Annotated in this window: 15 protein-coding genes; 13 read left to right on the top strand and 2 right to left on the bottom strand. The window is 39.3% G+C overall.

Translation table 11 applies throughout. The annotated features are described in order from the left end of the window. Positions 1-453 precede the first annotated feature (453 nt). Positions 454-1,080, bottom strand: coding sequence for a helix-turn-helix domain-containing protein (locus tag EAX61_RS11965; RefSeq protein ID WP_161555227.1), 627 nt, complete (start codon positions 1,078-1,080; stop codon positions 454-456). Between the two features lie 580 nt (positions 1,081-1,660). Here EAX61_RS11965 and EAX61_RS11960 point away from each other — a divergent pair. Both EAX61_RS11960 and EAX61_RS11955 read left to right on the top strand, forming a co-directional pair. Further along, positions 1,661-1,906, top strand: a complete 246-nt coding sequence (locus EAX61_RS11960) for a hypothetical protein (RefSeq protein ID WP_121917934.1) — start codon at positions 1,661-1,663, stop codon at positions 1,904-1,906. Between the two features lie 18 nt (positions 1,907-1,924). Next, positions 1,925-2,287: a M23 family metallopeptidase gene (locus EAX61_RS11955; protein ID WP_121917933.1), complete on the top strand. Its 363-nt coding sequence runs from the start codon at positions 1,925-1,927 to the stop codon at positions 2,285-2,287. Here the strand turns inward: EAX61_RS11955 and EAX61_RS11950 are convergent. Then, positions 2,284-3,363, bottom strand: a complete 1,080-nt coding sequence (locus tag EAX61_RS11950; RefSeq protein ID WP_121917932.1) for a putative type IX sorting system protein PorV2 — start codon at positions 3,361-3,363, stop codon at positions 2,284-2,286. The two genes, EAX61_RS11955 and EAX61_RS11950, sit on opposite strands and share 4 nt — an antisense overlap. A 124-nt stretch (positions 3,364-3,487) precedes the next feature. On the opposite strand from EAX61_RS11950, the gene EAX61_RS11945 reads away from it, so the two are divergent. The 11 genes from EAX61_RS11945 (at position 3,488) to EAX61_RS11895 (ending at position 16,866) form a co-directional block, all read left to right on the top strand. Further along, complete coding sequence (locus EAX61_RS11945; protein ID WP_121917931.1) at positions 3,488-4,219, top strand: CDP-alcohol phosphatidyltransferase family protein; 732 nt, start codon at positions 3,488-3,490, stop codon at positions 4,217-4,219. A gap of 16 nt (positions 4,220-4,235) precedes the next feature. Then, a complete protein-coding gene (locus EAX61_RS11940) occupies positions 4,236-5,771 on the top strand; it encodes a hypothetical protein (RefSeq protein ID WP_121917930.1) in 1,536 nt (511 codons plus the stop codon). Between the two features lie 146 nt (positions 5,772-5,917). Then, positions 5,918-6,790: a GNAT family N-acetyltransferase gene (locus EAX61_RS11935; RefSeq protein WP_236642039.1), complete on the top strand. Its 873-nt coding sequence runs from the start codon at positions 5,918-5,920 to the stop codon at positions 6,788-6,790. After that, positions 6,787-7,911: a DegT/DnrJ/EryC1/StrS family aminotransferase gene (locus EAX61_RS11930; RefSeq protein ID WP_121917928.1), complete on the top strand. Its 1,125-nt coding sequence runs from the start codon at positions 6,787-6,789 to the stop codon at positions 7,909-7,911. Before EAX61_RS11935 ends, EAX61_RS11930 begins: the two co-directional genes overlap by 4 nt. Continuing rightward, a complete protein-coding gene (locus EAX61_RS11925; RefSeq protein WP_121917927.1) occupies positions 7,911-9,404 on the top strand; it encodes an O-antigen translocase in 1,494 nt (497 codons plus the stop codon). Before EAX61_RS11930 ends, EAX61_RS11925 begins: the two co-directional genes overlap by 1 nt. Next, positions 9,401-10,144: an acyltransferase gene (locus tag EAX61_RS11920; RefSeq protein WP_121917926.1), complete on the top strand. Its 744-nt coding sequence runs from the start codon at positions 9,401-9,403 to the stop codon at positions 10,142-10,144. Before EAX61_RS11925 ends, EAX61_RS11920 begins: the two co-directional genes overlap by 4 nt. 62 nt (positions 10,145-10,206) lie before the next feature. Next, positions 10,207-11,160, top strand: a complete 954-nt coding sequence (locus EAX61_RS11915; protein WP_121917925.1) for a Fic family protein — start codon at positions 10,207-10,209, stop codon at positions 11,158-11,160. Between the two features lie 420 nt (positions 11,161-11,580). Continuing rightward, a complete protein-coding gene (locus EAX61_RS11910) occupies positions 11,581-12,369 on the top strand; it encodes a polysaccharide biosynthesis/export family protein (protein WP_121917924.1) in 789 nt (262 codons plus the stop codon). Further along, positions 12,370-14,823: a GumC family protein gene (locus EAX61_RS11905; protein ID WP_121917923.1), complete on the top strand. Its 2,454-nt coding sequence runs from the start codon at positions 12,370-12,372 to the stop codon at positions 14,821-14,823. Between the two features lie 168 nt (positions 14,824-14,991). Next, a complete protein-coding gene (locus EAX61_RS11900; RefSeq protein WP_121917922.1) occupies positions 14,992-15,960 on the top strand; it encodes a glycosyltransferase family 10 domain-containing protein in 969 nt (322 codons plus the stop codon). Positions 15,961-16,089: 129 nt separating this feature from the next. After that, on the top strand, positions 16,090-16,866 hold the full coding sequence (locus tag EAX61_RS11895) for an ABC transporter permease (protein WP_236642038.1): 777 nt from the start codon (positions 16,090-16,092) through the stop codon (positions 16,864-16,866). The last annotated feature ends 1 nt before the right edge of the window (position 16,867 follow it).

Genomic DNA, 16,867 nt, shown 5'->3' with positions numbered 1-16,867 from the left:
AAGCCCGCCAGCGCCGATGGTACTACAATCGTGGGAGAGTAGGTCGCCGCCTTTTTACACTGAAAATTGTTCAGTGTTTAAGGTCCAATCGAGAAATCGGTTGGACCTTTTTTTATGTCTAAAAATAAGGCCAAGACTGCCCTCCACACGCTCTCTGGACCGATACCAAAATACCGCACGTTCAAAGGGGAGTCATTGCTAAGGGCAGCTGTTCTCTGGAGCAAAGGAATCCACATAAATACAAGAGCGATTGTAGCGATTACTCTGCAGGTTATTACAACGCATTGAAAGCAAGTGGAGCTCAGGAGTGCATAGCGCGGTCACTTTCAAGCTGTCATAAGGTTTTGGCGAGTACCCACTTCTCTTCTATTCTTAAGTATATAATTATAATTATTATTTCATCTAAGCTTTAACTATCTTAAATAATAGTTATTCGTGGATGGTTAAGAATGTTTATGAGAGTTTATTTGAATATTTTAAGTCATTATCACTATCTGAGAAATGCTTACGATACTTTCCTGGAGTTTGCCCAGTTTCTTTAACAAAAGCTTTGTTGAAAGTTACAGTATTATTGAACCCAGAATCAAAAGCGATAGCTAGTAGTTTTGTTTTTTTATTTTCAGGCAGGGCGAGAAGGTCTTTTGTGAAGTCAATACGATGTTTATTTACATACTGGATGAAGGAAGAGTTCATTTCCTTGGATAATACTTCAGAGATATGATGCTGTTTCTCGTTTAGATCATCACTTAGTATCCTAAGTTTTAAGTCACTTTTCAAAAAATAGGCAGTATTTTTTTTAAGTGTTTCTAACTTCTGTAGAATACGTGTTTTGTCCTTAAGGGTAAGGTTACTATGAAAATACTTGTGATGTACCCGTTCGATAATATGTGGAAAAAAATAAAGCATAACGCCCGGAATAACTACGAGAATAGCGACCAAAGTATAGTAAATGGCAAACTGTCCATAATCATCTGCAAAAGCAGTCAAATAAGATTGCACGAGCGCCGCCAGGACAAAAACTAGTGTAATGATGGTCAAATACAACCCTTGAGTATCTGTACTGTAAAGTTTGTTTTTCACAATAAGAAAGACTAGATGGAAAGCGTAGACAGAGACGTGCGTGGATCTTATATAATTTAGGGGCACCACGTATTCCATAAAATGTTCTCGCGCAAAGAGTAGTCTATCCGCACCTGATAGTTCATATAGGGGGAATAGACCTAGAACAATAAAGAGTACGAATGGAAGTAAATGTAAAAGCTCTTTGTAGGCGAGTTTTTTCTCTGGATTCCTAACTTTTTTAAAATGCCACCAAATCAATGGACCAAAAAGTAAACATATAGGATATATCCAAAGAAAGTACTGAGGATAAAGCTGTACCAGAGCACTTGTTTCGTAAAGAAAATTGAGTTGGTCGAGAACAAGCGTAATAATAAAAAGAGAGAGGAATCGGTTCCCGACTGACTTCTTACTAAAAAAAAGCCCCCCGAAATGAAAAATCCGAACAGGCAAAACAACAATATCAAATGACGTAATATTTCCATAATGCAGATTAGTTCAATTTACACAGAAAGCAAATAAGATTAATTATTCTTATCTATCAAAACTTAAAATTAAAGATGAGAAGACAATAATTAATGTAGCTTGTAAACTAAAAAAAATGAAATTACTACCGTATTTATTAATAGGTTCACTCCTGATAGCAGGATGTAATGAAAAGAATGATGATTTAGGTAATCTTGCGATGATTGAGGAAGAGGGTCTGTCCGAAATTAATTGTAGTAATGCCGTGTACGTACCTTTTTCTGAGTCTCCTTATATGCTTCCTTACGAAGTAGGTCAATCGTACCGTGTAGATTTAAATCAATGCAGTTCTTCATATCACGCGGCTGGACAACCCGACTAGTTTGCGGTAGACTTTGCAATGCCCATAAGAACTAAGCTTACAGCAAGTAGAGCAGGTACTGTAGTTCACGTGGAGGAATCTGGTGGGGATTTCGGTTTTCCCAATAATCTAGTGGTTGTAAAGTCTGGAAATACTTACGCTCAATATATGCACTTAACTAAGGATGGTGCAATTGTGGAAGTAGGAGACCAAGTTACGGCGGGTCAGGAGATAGGCCTTAGTGGTGCAACGGGTCTTGCTGGCTATCCTCATTTACATTTTGTAATAACACAGGGAGGTTGGGAGTATCCATATCAATCGGTGCCACATAATTTTAGAAATACAAGAGAGAATCCTTACGGTCCAGAATCTGGGTTGTTATACGAAGCAATGCCCTATTAACGCCCACGTCCCCCAAAGAGAGACCAGTCTAGTTTTACAGAAAAAACATTTGAATAAATCGCAGCGCTCTGGTCGCCTATGTCTGTGAGTGCATAGTCCACGTGGATGCCTTTAAATTTAAAACCCACACCTATATTAGGTTGAAAACCGATATTGTCTGTGCCGTCCAGTTGTGTGATATTCTGAAAGTTTCCTACACCACCGCGCACGTACACAAGCTGTGCATAACCAAATTCAAATCCCAGCGCGGGGGTAACGCTCACGCTAGATGAAGAAATAATATCATTAGTCTGTACAAAGCGGAAGTTGAGATCAATTTCTGCACGGAGTTCATAATCGTGATGAAATTCCCAAAGACGCCCCACACCAAACTGCAATTTAGGTATTGTAATTTCTGTGCTTTCTGGTAATTCTTGATTTTGCCCTTCGACAGCCTCGCTTATTGTGGCAAATTCTTCTTCGTCTATACTCCACGCGTTTACGGTCGTCGTGATGTCACGCGCCATAAGCCCTATATCCCATTTACCTTTTTTAAACTGTACACCTACATCGAGTCCAAAACCCCAACTGCTCGCAAAGTCGCCTATGATACGGCGCACGATTTTAGCATTTGCTCCTACATTCAACCCATCCAGCGGTAACCTTCTGGCGTAGGAAAAAGTCATGGCATAGTCTGCTGTAGAGAAAAGGGAAATTCGGTTGTAGTCTATGTTTCCTTGTTCGTCTATGAGCTGGGTAGTATTTAAAATATCATCTACTCCAAAACGGATAAGGGAGATCCCGATGGCACTCTGATCGTCCAGCGGTTTTGCAAAAGCGAGATAATCATAATTTGCAATATTGGCAAAATAAGCCGCGTGCATCAACGAGATTTGATTATCCTCTAGATGCACCAGTCCCGCAGGATTCCAGTACCCAGAATTCACATCGCGCGTAGTTGCCGTAACAGCATTTGCCATTCCAAGTGCTGCTGCATCCACGCCAATGTTTAAAAATTCGTTCGAATAGGGACGTACCGCTTGCGCGCTGGCAGCGATAGTGAACAATGCGATAAGTATGGTAAGCGTCTTTTTCAAATAGCTATTTTGTCGCGCAAATATCCGATATAATTACAGAAAGAAAACTTTAATAAACAAGAGATATTGCCTTTGTCGGGAGCAAAATGGTTTTCTTTCCTATTTTTACACAAAACCATTCGAAATGTCCATAAAAAAATATGTTCCTAATGCAATTACCCTGTGCAATTTATTGTGTGGTTGTATTGCAGTACTTTTTGCGGTAAATGACCAGATGGAATATGCGGCCGCATTTGTCGCTTTGGGGATATTTTTTGATTTTTTTGATGGATTTTTTGCTCGTCTTTTTAACGCACAGAGCGAGGTAGGATTACAACTCGATTCTCTTGCAGATATGGTGACAAGTGGCGTCGTTCCCGGTATTGTGATGTATAAACTACTCGCCCACGCGAGCGGATTGCCGTGGGGAACACAATTTGAGGCTTTCAGCTCACCGTTACCTTATGTAGGGTTTGCGATTACCTGTGCTTCCGCATACAGACTGGCAAAGTTCAACGTGGATGATAGGCAAACGGGCTCTTTCATAGGCTTGCCCACTCCTGCAAATACGCTTTTTATCCTCAGTTTGCCACTTATTTTAATTTATGGAGAGTTCGCTTTCGCGAAAGCGATATTAGAAAATACCTACGTCCTCATCGCCATCACTGCGTTGTCCTGTTTCCTACTTAATGCAGAGTTGCCACTATTCTCACTAAAATTTAAATCCTACGGTTTTGCCGAAAATGCCGTGAAGTACATTTTCTTAATCGTAAGTGTCTTGCTCATCATATTTTTGCATTTCCTCTCGATGCCGTTGATTATCCTCTTGTACGTGCTACTATCACTAATCTTCCCAGATAAGAAAGCGCAAGCCTAACTTTTAAAATTGAGTTATGAAACTTCCTGCGTTAATTAAAGAGTACCGTACACTGGATTTTTGGTTATTTGCAACCATTGTAATTGCGGCTTTGTCTAAGCTATTGCTCATAAATAAAGGAATGCTCGCATTCCCAGATGAGACGCGTGTCTTTGCATCGGCAAACCTAATAAACAGCCTCGCCGACGGAAACATCACCCAAGCCATTGCAGATGTTTTCTCTACCAAAGGCCGTCCAGGACAAGTTATTATGAACTTGCTTCCCGTGGGCGTGCAATATGCAACGGGGAAGATATTTGGGCTTTCGACTTTTCAGCCGGTAAATACGTGGCCGTTTTTCTTGGTAAATTTTGCGGTGTATATCGGTATCCTGTGGTTACAGTTTAAAATAGCGATACTCATTTTTAAAAATAGGACAGGGGCGTTGCTGGGAGTATTGATATTCTGTTGTTTGACTAACAGTTATGTGTACCTGCGTCACGCACTGCCGTACGATAAGAGTTTGATTATCTTTTATTTTGTGCTTTGGAAATTATTAAAATCAGAGGTTACGCTTTCGCGAAAGCGGTCTTTCCAACTAGGCCTGTGGGCATTCTTTGCATTTCTCATTTATCCAGGCTATATCTTATTCTATACACTGCTCATAGGGTTCTTTTTAGTCTATAACCTAAACAAATTCAAACTGAAAAATAGAATACAAAATATTGCTGTTTTCTTACTCGCTGGTGGAATATTACTCGTTGCAACCGAGCTGTTATCGCGACTGGGCAACGTCTCCTATCTCGCAATTTCCAGTAATCTGTCTACCAGTATCATTCAGGGTTCGTTTTCTGAATCCTATATTTTCCTGCCCCGATATTTATATGAAGTCGAGGGAACGCTGGGCGTTTTGATTTGTGTGGGAATTTTAGGTTATGTTGTGATTTTGCTTAAAGTGATTAGAGACAAGGAATTGTTCAAAAATTCACTGGCATTGTTGTTTGTGGGAAGTGTTGCCTTGTTACTTGTGTATGCCACCGCAGGATATTTCTTTGAAAAAGTGACCTTTTATGGAAGGTTGATTCACCAGATGATGCCATTATTTTGTCTATTTCTAGTGGCGGTGCTTTACAAAATGTTACCTAAAGCACAGCTTAAATTATCTATAACCGTGATTGCCATAATTAGCGTGATGATGTACGGACTGCACTTGACCGACTACCTTCAATACGACTACCCGCTGGACGTCGCGTGGAATTTTAAAGTAAACCATCCCGATGCGATTTATGAGGAACACTGCGAACTCGGAAACAGTTGGTCTATGATAACTAATTATGAGCAACAACAGCAGAAAGCAGAAAACCCCGAGACGTTCAAACTTGTAAACGCCTGCTATTTCTATCCCGTACCAAAAGCTGAAACCTGGCAAGCATACGAACCACGAGAACCCAGCGTTTTACTTTATGAAGGACTTCATTTCAAAAAATTTGTTGCCTATCAGTTTGAGGGAATTGCGCCCGAAGAGCGAGCAATCTTTCGAACTCTGGACTTGAAGATTAAGGTATACGATTGATAGGATTGTAGTATTTTAGACCATCATAAACCACCAAAACAAAAACCATTTATACCGTACGCCCATATCTTCCTGAGGACCGCTGGCTGTGGAACGACTTTGTCGCAACAAGCAAGAATGCCACCTTTCTGATGCACCGCGACTTTATGGAGTATCATAAAGACCGTTTTGAAGATGCCTCACAACTTATATTTAAAGGAAAAAACCTCGTTGCTATTCTTCCTGCAAATCAGGTGGATAATACGATACATAGTCATCAAGGACTAACCTACGGCGGATTGTTGCTTTCAAATAAATCAAAATTAACTGAGATCATTCCATTCTTTAAAGAAATTTTAATCACGCTTAAAGCGAAAGGGATTACCTCTCTTATCATAAAACAACTCCCCATATTCTACGCTTCCTTGCCATCGCAGGAGCTGGACTATCTCGCGTTTTTATGCAATGCCAAAACAACTCGTGTAGACGTCGCTTCGGTCATCGATAATAAAAACCGAATTGCGATACAGTCCAACCGAAAGGAAGGCGTAAAAAAAGGAGCACGCGCTGGACTGACCATCGTACAGACTAAAGACTTTTCCGAGTTCTGGAAAAACATCCTAGAGCCAAACCTCACCGAACGGCACGGGGCAAAACCTACACACACACTTGCTGAAATTACAAGATTACAGGAGCGTTTTCCCGAGAATATCAAGCAGTTTAACGTGTTAAAAGATGGGGCAATAGCAGGCGGAGCCACCATTTTTGAAACTGGAATTACCGCACACGTACAGTATATTTCGGCAGGAGAACATAAACAGGAGTGGGGAACGCTGGATTTTTTATTTGAACATTTAATCGAGACGGTTTTTGCCCATAAGCGTTATTTTGATTTTGGGATTTCTAATGAAAATGACGGCAGAAACCTCAATAAAGGATTAAATTACTGGAAAGAGTGTTTTGGCGCGCGCACCTTTGTACATTCGGTATATGCTTTTGACACCAGCAGTCATTCACTTCTAGACGACGTATTGCTATGATTCCATTTTTGGATTTAAAGAAAATAAACGCTCCGTACCAAGAGGCTTTTCAAGAGAAGTTTCAGGCTTTTCTGGAGAAAGGCTGGTATGTGCTGGGCGATGAAGTGCGCGCTTTTGAGGAGGAGTTTGCACACTATTGCGGTGTTTCTCATTGTGTGGGTGTTGCAAATGGTCTGGATGCATTGCGCTTGATACTTGAGGGTTATAAGATACTTGGGAAACTCAATGAGGGTGACGAAGTTTTGGTCGCCAGCAACACCTATATCGCCACGATTTTAGGAATTAAACAAGCGGGATTGATACCTGTTTTGGTTGAAGCAGACATCAACACCTACAATTTCAATTTTGCCGATTTAGCTAGAAAAGTGACTCCGCTTACTAAGGTTATAATGCCCACCCATTTGTATGGACGACTGGCAGATATGGAGAAGGTTTCCGCTTTCGCGAAAACTTGTCCCGAACTTGTTTCGGGAGCGCACAAATTACTCGTCGTAACAGACAGCGCGCAATCCCACGGAGCAAAAGACGCCTCAGGAAAACGCAGTGGGAGTTTGGGAGACGCCAGTGGTTTTAGCTTTTATCCCACAAAAAATCTGGGAGCACTAGGAGACGGTGGCGCCATCACCACAAACAACCCACAACTCGCCGAAATCTTACGAAGCCTAAGAAACTATGGCTTTGAAAAGCGCTATGTTTCTAAATATTTGGGGATAAATTCGCGACTGGACGAGGTACAAGCATCTTTATTACGCTTAAAATTAAAGAACTTAGATGCAGACAATGAAAAGCGTCGCGTCATAGCCCGTCGCTACCTCGCCGAAATTAAGAATCCTAAATTGACCTTGCCACAATGGTCTGATGGTAACGACCACGTGTTTCACCTTTTTGTGATACGCTGTGAGGAAAGGAATGCGCTGGAAAAGTATTTGACCGAAAATGGTGTGGGTACGATTATTCATTATCCCATCCCACCTCATAAACAAGAGGCACTTGTAGCCTTTGCACAACTGGATTTTCCTGTTACGGAGCGGATTCATAGGGAGGTGATTAGTATTCCCCTAAGTCCGGTGATGACGATGGAGGAGGTAGGGAAGGTGATTTTGGTTTTAAATGCGTTTTAATGCGGGAAGAGCAAAAATCATATCAAAATGTGATGAAGGCGACAACGCTTTTTGGCGGAGTTCAGGTAATTCACATTTTAATCACCATTGCCCGTTCTAAGATTATCGCCCTGCTCGTGGGCGCTGAAGGAATGGGAATTGCTTCCTTGTTTCTAGCGCCATTGAGATTGCTTACAACTGCTACGAATCTAGGTTTGGATAAGAGTGCAGTCAAAGAAATTGCAGGTCACGCAACGGACGAAAACGAACTCAAAGTTTTTCGAAGTATTAGCATTTTAAAAAGACTCGCTTGGTTTACGGCAATAGCGGGAGCATTGTTAATGCTCGCTTTTTCTCCTTTTTTGAGTCAGTGGTCTTTCGATTCTGGAGAGTATACGATTTCCTTTATTTGGTTAGGACTTGCTTTGATTTTTAATCAATTATCTGCTAGTAGGCTTGCGATTCTTCAGGGGCTGAGAAAGCTTCAATTTTTAGCAAAGTCAAACCTGTACGGGGCTATTTCGGGACTTTTCGTGACCATACCTTTGTATTACGCTTTGGGAATTGACGGGATATTACCTGCTATTATACTAACCTCTGGATTCATCTTTTTGTTTGCGATTTACTTTTCGCGCAAAGCGGTAGAAAATATTGCTACAAATAATCTGTCATCAAAAGAGGCTTTCTCCGAAGGTCGAGGAATGATGAAACTAGGTGTAACTTTGAGCATTAGTACTCTGATAGGTTTACTGGTGGCTTACCTTGTACAAATTTACATCAGTCATCAAGGTGGTGAGTCTGAGGTTGGATTTTATAGTGCGGGAATCGTCATTTTGAATACATATGTGGGACTTATCTTCAATGCGATGTCCACAGATTATTTTCCTAGACTTTCGGCAATATGTGATGATGGCCTAGCAGTGGTGAAAACGGTTTTTGAGCAAGCTTTTATCGCAATATTGCTCATTACGCCCATTGTTATTTTCTTTGTAGGATTTGCTCCACTACTAATTGAGCTTTTGTATTCTGGAGAGTTTGCTCCTACGGTAAGCCTAGTACGCTGGGGAATCCTCGGGATGTTATTCAAGGCGGTATCTTGGTCAATGGGATACATCATTATTGCTAAAGGAGATAGTAGTCTCTTCATGAAAACGGCGGTAGGATTTAATAGTATCTTGCTTGCTTTGAATTTAATTGGCTATCATTTTTATGGGCTGGAGGGCATAGGGATGAGTTTGCTCGCCTATTTTGTCCTTCATTTTATTACCGTAAAATGGCTCACTAGTTACCGTTATGGATTTAAAATGGCGAGCGGATTTTATAGAGCATTCTTCATTTGTATTTTGTTTTGTGCAGGGGCCTTTGCTGTCACTTACATAGAAGCCTTATATTTGAGATATAGCTTAGGTTTTTTTATAACTGCACTCTCTTGTTTGTACTCTTATAGGTTACTGGATGAGAAGGTAGGCTTTAAAACTTTAGTAACTTCTATCCTGAAAAAGAAAAAACAATGAGTACGATTTTGAACCCCATCAGGAAACTCCGTAACCGCTGGAGACGCTTTTGGGCAATTAATTGGTATAAAACGTACTACTTCAATTTTAAGAAATTACCTTTTAGTGAAGCTCGAAAGCTTCCTTTTTTCTTCTACGGACCTGTAAGATTTACAAATATCTCTGGAACAATATTTGTAGACGCCCCATTACAAAAGGGTATGGTTCGTATAGGATATAATTATGAGAAAGATACCGTGAGAAGAAGTGCAGTCGAGCTAAATATTTTGGGTAGCCTTATCTTCAAAGGTCGAGCCCAATTAGGCAAGGACATTTTTGTCTACGTGGGGAGTAAAGGTCAGTGCATTCTTGGAGATATGATAGGTATTGCAAGTCGTTCCCATCTTGTCGTAGAGAACAGCATCACCTTAGGGAACTGGACAAGGATCTCTGCTGAGTGTCAAATATATGATACAGATTTCCACCGTATGATTGATAAGGAGACTAATAATGCTCATCCTCTTGTAGGTTCTGTTCATATCGGAAACAATAATTTTATCGGTTATCGATGTTCAATTAAAAAAGGTACCGTTACACTAGATTTTTGTACCGTTGCTCCAATGTCACTTACAAACAAAAATTATTCTGAACACGGAGAAAACATACTCATAGGTGGTGTTCCCGCTAAACTTCTTAAAGAAAATATCTCTAGAGACTGGGAAAACGAGTATGCTAGAATGGAGCGTACTGCAAAAGCTTAATATCGGTTAAATAAATTAATACTTTTATCCGATATTAGTAAAAGAATTTGTAGCTTTGGGGAATGGAATGGAGAGATGTTAGAACCACCTATGAGTTTAAGCAACTGCTAGATAGACTGGATGCAGAGAAAGCGCGTCTAGATACCTACCGGCCTATTCCTGCCTACAAAATAAAGAGCATCAAGGACAGTCTTACGATGGAGTGGACCTACAACTCAAACAGTATAGAGGGAAATACGCTTTCACTCATAGAGACTGTAGTTGTTGTAAAAGACGGTCTTACAATTGCTGGAAAATCCCTACGAGAACATTTTGAAGCGGTAAATCACAATGAGGCCATTGGTTTTGTTGAGGAGTTGGCTCAAAAAGGCTATCTCTTAAAAAAGAGAGATATTCTAGAGGTACACGCTTTGGTTCTCGACAAGATTGACAAGGAAATCGCTGGTGTATACCGTACAGGCCAAGTGAGGATTCAAGGGGCAAATTTTACACCTCCGGACGCGCTTGTCGTTCGGGAGCTTATGGAGGAGCTTATAGAATGGTACAATACAGATGGACAGCAATTACATCCTATCGTACGTGCCAGTGTCTTTCACCATCGTTTTGTATGGATTCACCCTTTTTTTGATGGAAATGGACGTACGGCAAGATTGATTTTCAATTTACTTTTAATGAGTGAAGGTTTTCCACCTGCTATTATTTTAAAAGTAGACCGTAAGAAGTACTATGCTTCACTCAATGCTTCAAATAAGGGTGATTATGACAAGCTCTTTTTACTAGTTGCTCAAGCGGCAGAGCGTTCGCTTTCTATTTATTTAAATAGTTTAGGGTCCAGTTCTAATGGGTTTAAACCTATAAATGATATCGTGAGTGAGCCTAATGCTCCTTACGGTCAGGAGTATGTGAGTTTGCTCGCACGTCGTGGTAAAATTACCGCTTATAAAGAAGGACGTGTGTGGTATACAAGCAAGAAAGCGATTGAGGAGTATCAGGAGAAACGGGAAAGGAAGCGGTAGTCTTACCCTTCGTCTGCGACTAGGGTTCGGGTTCGTTTTTTTATATCTCGACGTAGGATTGATTTTGGTTGTGTTTTACACTTTCGCGATACGCTGAAGACGTATTTACAAAAAAGTAAAAAAGCAATCTTTACGCTAGACATACCATTGATCTGCTCTTTAAGAGTATATGAATTTAATAGTATGGCGTATTCAATACTTAAAAAATGGATACGTCATTTTCTATTAGTTGCACTTGGTATAACTCATTATTTGTCTTTATTAGAGCAGTACGAGCGTTTTAAATAACAATCGCAACGCAATGCAGATAGACTAACTGGCTCATACATTCATCTTAAATCATAAAATCTGTCTAAGTACCGATGAATTATTGCTTTTTACCGATGAACGCCTATATTTGTACTGTTAAGAAAACCCTAAATGAGAAACATTTTTGCAATAATATTATTGGCTTTTATTGTGTGCGCAGCGTCTTGTGTGCCTCTAAAAGACATTACCTATCTACGAGAAACTGAAAAGACTCAGGATAGTCTTATTACCTTGCAGGCACAACCACCACCGTATAGGGTGCAGGTAGGAGATATTTTGAGCATACGTTTAAAAGCGCTAGACCAACAACTTGTCGATTTTTTTAATCCGAGCGGTAATAGTGGAGTCTCGTTAGACGAAGGGTTTTATTATGATGGATTTGCCATAGATAGCCACGGTAATATCCGTGTGCCTGAGCTAGGCGAAATCAATGTACTAGGCAGAACGACGGAGGAAATAAGAGAAATTATTGAGAAGCGGCTTCTTAAAGATTATATTAAGGATGAGGCAGATCTTTTTGTAACAGTAAAGTTGCCAGGAATTCGATATACGCTAGTGGGCGAATTAGGAGCCTCTGGAACTCGAAATGTACTCGCCGAGAAGGTTTCTATACTTGAGGCTATTGCAAATGCTGGTGGCGTACCACTTACAGGAGATCTAACAGATGTAATTATCATAAGGCAATACCCTGGCGGCCAGCGTATACATCATATAGACTTAACAACGATTGATGTGATGCAATCACCATTTTATTACATACAACCCAACGATATTATTACGGTAAATCCGCGACCTCAAAAAGCATTAGGAATTGGTACTACTGGGCTACAGACATTTACAACAATACTGACTGTAGTTACGACTCTTACATCAATTATATTACTATCAACACGATTATAGATGGAAGAAGAATTTGATGGACAAGCTTCTGGAGGTTTCTTCGATTTTAAGGGCTTTTTATTTAGACTGCTCAGTTTCTGGTGGTTATTTATCATTTCATTGGGAATTGCTTTTGCCATTGCCCGCTACGTAAATGTGCGCAAGGTTCCCATCTTTAGAGAAACGAGTATGATCTCTATTAAAGATGATCAAAATCCACTATTTACCGGTAATACGAGTCTTGTTTTTAATTGGGGAGGGACTACAGATAAAGTCCAGACTAGTATTATTTTATTAAAGTCAAGAACGCATACGGAGCGGGTGGTGCAATACCTTCAGTATTATATAAATTATCAAAAGCAAGGAAAGTATGCTATTGAGGACGTTTATGGATACACACCATTTGTACTAAAACTTAACGATTCTTTTCCTCAGCTGTACGGGAAGCGAATGACTTTTATAGATCAAGGAAACGGTGCTTTCAAAGTTAAAATACCATTTAATGGAGGGAATGCATCACTCTATAACTATAAAACATTAAGACCTTCGACTGTGCCAGCTCCTGCTTCAGATTATGAAGCCGTATTTGAGCTTGGTGATACTATAAATACTTCTTTTTTAAAAGGAACTTTAATGCCTACGGAAGTTTATCCTAAAGAAGGGCAGGAGTATTACGTGAGCCTAGGTAATTTTAATGGTATTACAGGTAGGTATCGGGGTATTGGGGTAGAGCAGACTCCTCGAGGAAGTTCTATTTTAGAATTAAGTCTTGTGGGTACTAATAAGAAAAGGCTTATAGATTATCTTAATGCAAGTATTGAAGTACGTACGCAAGAACAACTACGACAAAAAAACCTATTTGCCACAAAAACGATTGCTTATATAGACAGCAGTCTCAGGGATAGTAATATAGATTTAGATAAGGCGCTGGCAGATCTTAACGCCTTTCAGAGTAAGAACAATGCTATTACGTTATCTGGAGGAGCAGAGCAGATAAGCGAAGAGTTACAAAAGTATGATACTCAAAAGGATCAACTTTCTAATCAACTTATTTACAATAAGCAACTGGAAGATTACTTGCGCACGCGCACAGATTATTCTAATGTTCCAGCACCGTCTGTGTCACTTATAAACGAGGGAAGTATATCTGCTGGAGTATCTAATATTGTCCAGCTGGCGCTACAGCGCAGTAACTTAGCATATACAGCAAAGGAAGGGAATCCAGCTTTCAGAGATCTTGATAGGCGCATAGATGCTGAAAAAGAAGTTCTTTTTGAAAATATAAATTCAAGTAAAGCGATAATAAATGCTCAGATAAGAGAGCTCAATCAGGATATCAGAGAGGCAGAAGCAAAGTTGAGACAGTTCCCAAAAGAAGAGCAGGAACTCGCAGCCATACAACGACGTTTTACTATTAGTCAAGAGGCTTACAACTTATATACTGCTAAGCGTAGCGAGGCAGAAATTATTAAGGCTTCTAATGTTTCTGACATACTTTTTATCGATAGAGCAAAGGATGTGGGGAGGGGACCTATAGGCCCTAATACACGACTCAATAATGTAATGGCAACAGTATTTGGTCTAGCAATTCCTTTTGCACTCGTTCTTGTGATTTTCTTTTTAGACACAAAAATTGGCAATCCAGAGGATGTTAAAAAGCGTTCGGCGATACCTATTCTGGGAGTCATAGGCAAGAGTAAACGCAGTTCTGGGCTTGTGGTACGTGATTATCCTCGGTCGGCTATTGCAGAGGCCTTTAGAGGATTACGATCTGGGCTTCAATTTTTATATAAAAAGAAAGGGGTTACAGGGGCAAAGACGGTTCTCATTACGTCAAGTGTGAGTGGTGAGGGGAAAACGTTTACTTCAATTAATCTCGCTTCTGTTTTCGCTTTAAGCGAAAAGAAAACCGTACTCGTGGGGCTGGATCTCCGTAAGCCGAAAATTTTTGACGATTTCAATATAGAGAATGATAAAGGCGTCGTAAATTATCTTATAGGCGATGCAACTTTGAATGAGATCAAACAATCTTCTGGGATTGATCACCTGGATGTTATATTATCTGGCCCTATTCCTCCTAACCCTTCTGAGCTTATTATAAGTGACGCTATGGGGGATTTTATCGAACAATTGAAACAGGAATACGATTATATTGTACTGGACACCCCACCGCTAGGTCTGGTTACCGATTCTTTTGAGCTCATGCCTTATGTAGATGCCTCACTCTATGTGGTGCGTCAGGGGTATACCAAAAAGGATATGTTGGGATTAGTAAATGATAAATTTGAAAAAGGAGAAATTAAACATATAAGTTTTGTTCTTAATTATTTCCAGCAAAAAGGTAAATACGGATACGGATACGGCTCTGGATCTAGCTATGGTTATGGCTACGGCTATGGTTATGGTACCTATAATAATGGTTATCACGAGGAGGAGCGGCGTAGCTGGTTAAAAAGACTTATAAAACGAAAGTAATGGCGTACCTAGATCTCGAATGATTAGATGTTATAATATTTATTTTAGGTAGGACAGAATAGGACCCCTTTGCTTTTATAATCCTTTTTGTCCCATTTAAGTATTAACTGAAAGAGGTAAGGAACAGAAAGATTTCCTGTTGTAATTTTTTGAGGATAAATGTAGTAAATGAGTGCTGTAGGTAATAAACAACATAAGGAATCATTAAAAATAGATTATGCTGATATGTGGCGTGATTTTGATAAAGAAAATAATTTTTTCTATTATCTACTTTCTGAACGTTACAACCTTATTATATCAAGTGATCCTGAGCTGTTGATCTTTTCTTGTTTTGGAACAGCACATTTAAAGTACAATTGTGCTAAGCTGTTTTATACAGGTGAAAACCGCAAGACTAATTTTAATGCTTGTGATTACTCTATCAGTTTTGAGAACTTAACGCATAAATGGCAGTATCAACTACCACATTACGTAATAAGGGTTCTGGAGTCTAATCAATTACACGCTTTAGAGAAAGTGTTTTCTAAAGTAGAGGCAGCGCAGGTGCTCGAAGCTAAGGAGCATTTTTGTTGTACGGTGGTTTCAAACCCTGAGGGAACGGTTAGAAACGATTTTTATGATGATTTAAATAGGATTAAAAAGGTTAATTCTGGAGGAAAATTTCAAAATAATGTGAACGGCCCTGTTGCAGACAAAAAGGAGTTTTGCGATAAACATAAATTCGTATTTGCCTTTGAAAATGAAAAAGAAGAGGGATATTGTACGGAAAAGATTACTGATGCTTTTTTAAGTAACGCAATCCCTATTTATTACGGAGATCCTAAGGTAAAAGAAGTATTTAATGAGCATCGTTTTATTAATTATGACGATTATTCTGATACTGAGTCGCTTATTCATCATATTATGGAACTTGATTCTGACGATGAAATGTATGTCGATATGATGGCTCAACCCATATTTAAGGATGGGGAAACTCCTGATTTTTTTTATAAAGAAAATCTCTTAGACTTTATAATAGCCTGTATAAAGCATAGTAAAAAGAATACTCCAGTTTCAAAAACATTTAGGGGACATAGATACTGGTTAGAGCGCAAGATGAAGAATTTATTAAATAAATTACGTACTCATCTTAAATAAAGACCAACTCTAGGAAGCAATAAAGGATAATATAAAGGAAAATAGGATAAGGAGAATACCATGGAACTGGAAACTAAAATATATGAACGAGGTAATTCCTTAAGTATTTCGAAACTTATAAAGTCCTCATTGGGAGATTTGTACGGTTCTCGTTTTCTGGCTAGGCAGCTAGCAACTAGGGATATAAAATCACAATATAGACAGTCTCTTTTAGGGATTGTATGGGCATTTATTGCTCCACTTTCTACAGCGTTTGTGTGGATTTTCCTAAGCTCTTCTGGTACGGTAGATTTAGAGGACACGGGTGTGCCATACCCTTTATATGTCTTTTGTGGTACGTTGTTGTGGTCTACATTATTAGATTCTATTAATATGCCTTTGTCAAATACTAATGGAGCAAAGGGGATTCTTTCTAAAATTAATATTCCGAAAGAAGCTATTATTTTATCTGGCTTATATAAGATGCTTTTTAATAGTTCGTTTAAGTTTATACTCATTGTTTTTTTTCTGTTTTTTTATGAAGTGGTTCCCTCTTGGTCTCTACTTCTGTTTCCCTGTACTTTCTTAATTTTAATTATTTCAGGAGTATCACTTGGATTATTGATCACCCCTCTAGGGATGCTTTATACTGATGTAGCTACTTTTATTTCTTATGGGTTACGATTTATTATGTATGTTACGCCGGTGGTATATGTGATCCCAGAATCTGGAATCCTCAAGACTATTATGGAAATAAATCCCTTAACGCCCTTAATTCTTGTTAACCGCAATGTGCTCTTGGGGTTAGACTTTCAATTTTTAACATATTTTGGCATACTTGCACTTGTAATGATTCCTGTTTTTTTAATTGCTTTAGTAATTTACAGAGTTTCTATTCCCGTAATTATAGAACGTTTTAGCGCATAAC

The sequence above is a fragment of the Dokdonia sinensis genome, assembly GCF_003688895.1.
Classification (GTDB): Bacteria; Bacteroidota; Bacteroidia; order Flavobacteriales; family Flavobacteriaceae; genus Dokdonia; species Dokdonia sinensis.
Note: the sequence above shows the minus strand (reverse complement) of the source record. Positions and strands in the feature narration are given on the sequence as shown.

Bases quoted from the DNA above. Each gene is read 5' to 3' on its own strand.
- EAX61_RS11960 (WP_121917934.1), top strand. From the start codon at position 1,661: ATGAAATTACTACCGTATTTATTAATAGGTTCACTCCTGATAGCAGGA.
- EAX61_RS11955 (WP_121917933.1), top strand. From the start codon at position 1,925: ATGCCCATAAGAACTAAGCTTACAGCAAGTAGAGCAGGTACTGTAGTT.
- EAX61_RS11945 (WP_121917931.1), top strand. From the start codon at position 3,488: ATGTCCATAAAAAAATATGTTCCTAATGCAATTACCCTGTGCAATTTA.
- EAX61_RS11940 (WP_121917930.1), top strand. From the start codon at position 4,236: ATGAAACTTCCTGCGTTAATTAAAGAGTACCGTACACTGGATTTTTGG.
- EAX61_RS11935 (WP_236642039.1), top strand. From the start codon at position 5,918: ATGGAGTATCATAAAGACCGTTTTGAAGATGCCTCACAACTTATATTT.
- EAX61_RS11930 (WP_121917928.1), top strand. From the start codon at position 6,787: ATGATTCCATTTTTGGATTTAAAGAAAATAAACGCTCCGTACCAAGAG.
- EAX61_RS11925 (WP_121917927.1), top strand. From the start codon at position 7,911: ATGCGGGAAGAGCAAAAATCATATCAAAATGTGATGAAGGCGACAACG.
- EAX61_RS11920 (WP_121917926.1), top strand. From the start codon at position 9,401: ATGAGTACGATTTTGAACCCCATCAGGAAACTCCGTAACCGCTGGAGA.
- EAX61_RS11915 (WP_121917925.1), top strand. From the start codon at position 10,207: ATGGAATGGAGAGATGTTAGAACCACCTATGAGTTTAAGCAACTGCTA.
- EAX61_RS11910 (WP_121917924.1), top strand. From the start codon at position 11,581: ATGAGAAACATTTTTGCAATAATATTATTGGCTTTTATTGTGTGCGCA.
- EAX61_RS11905 (WP_121917923.1), top strand. From the start codon at position 12,370: ATGGAAGAAGAATTTGATGGACAAGCTTCTGGAGGTTTCTTCGATTTT.
- EAX61_RS11900 (WP_121917922.1), top strand. From the start codon at position 14,992: ATGAGTGCTGTAGGTAATAAACAACATAAGGAATCATTAAAAATAGAT.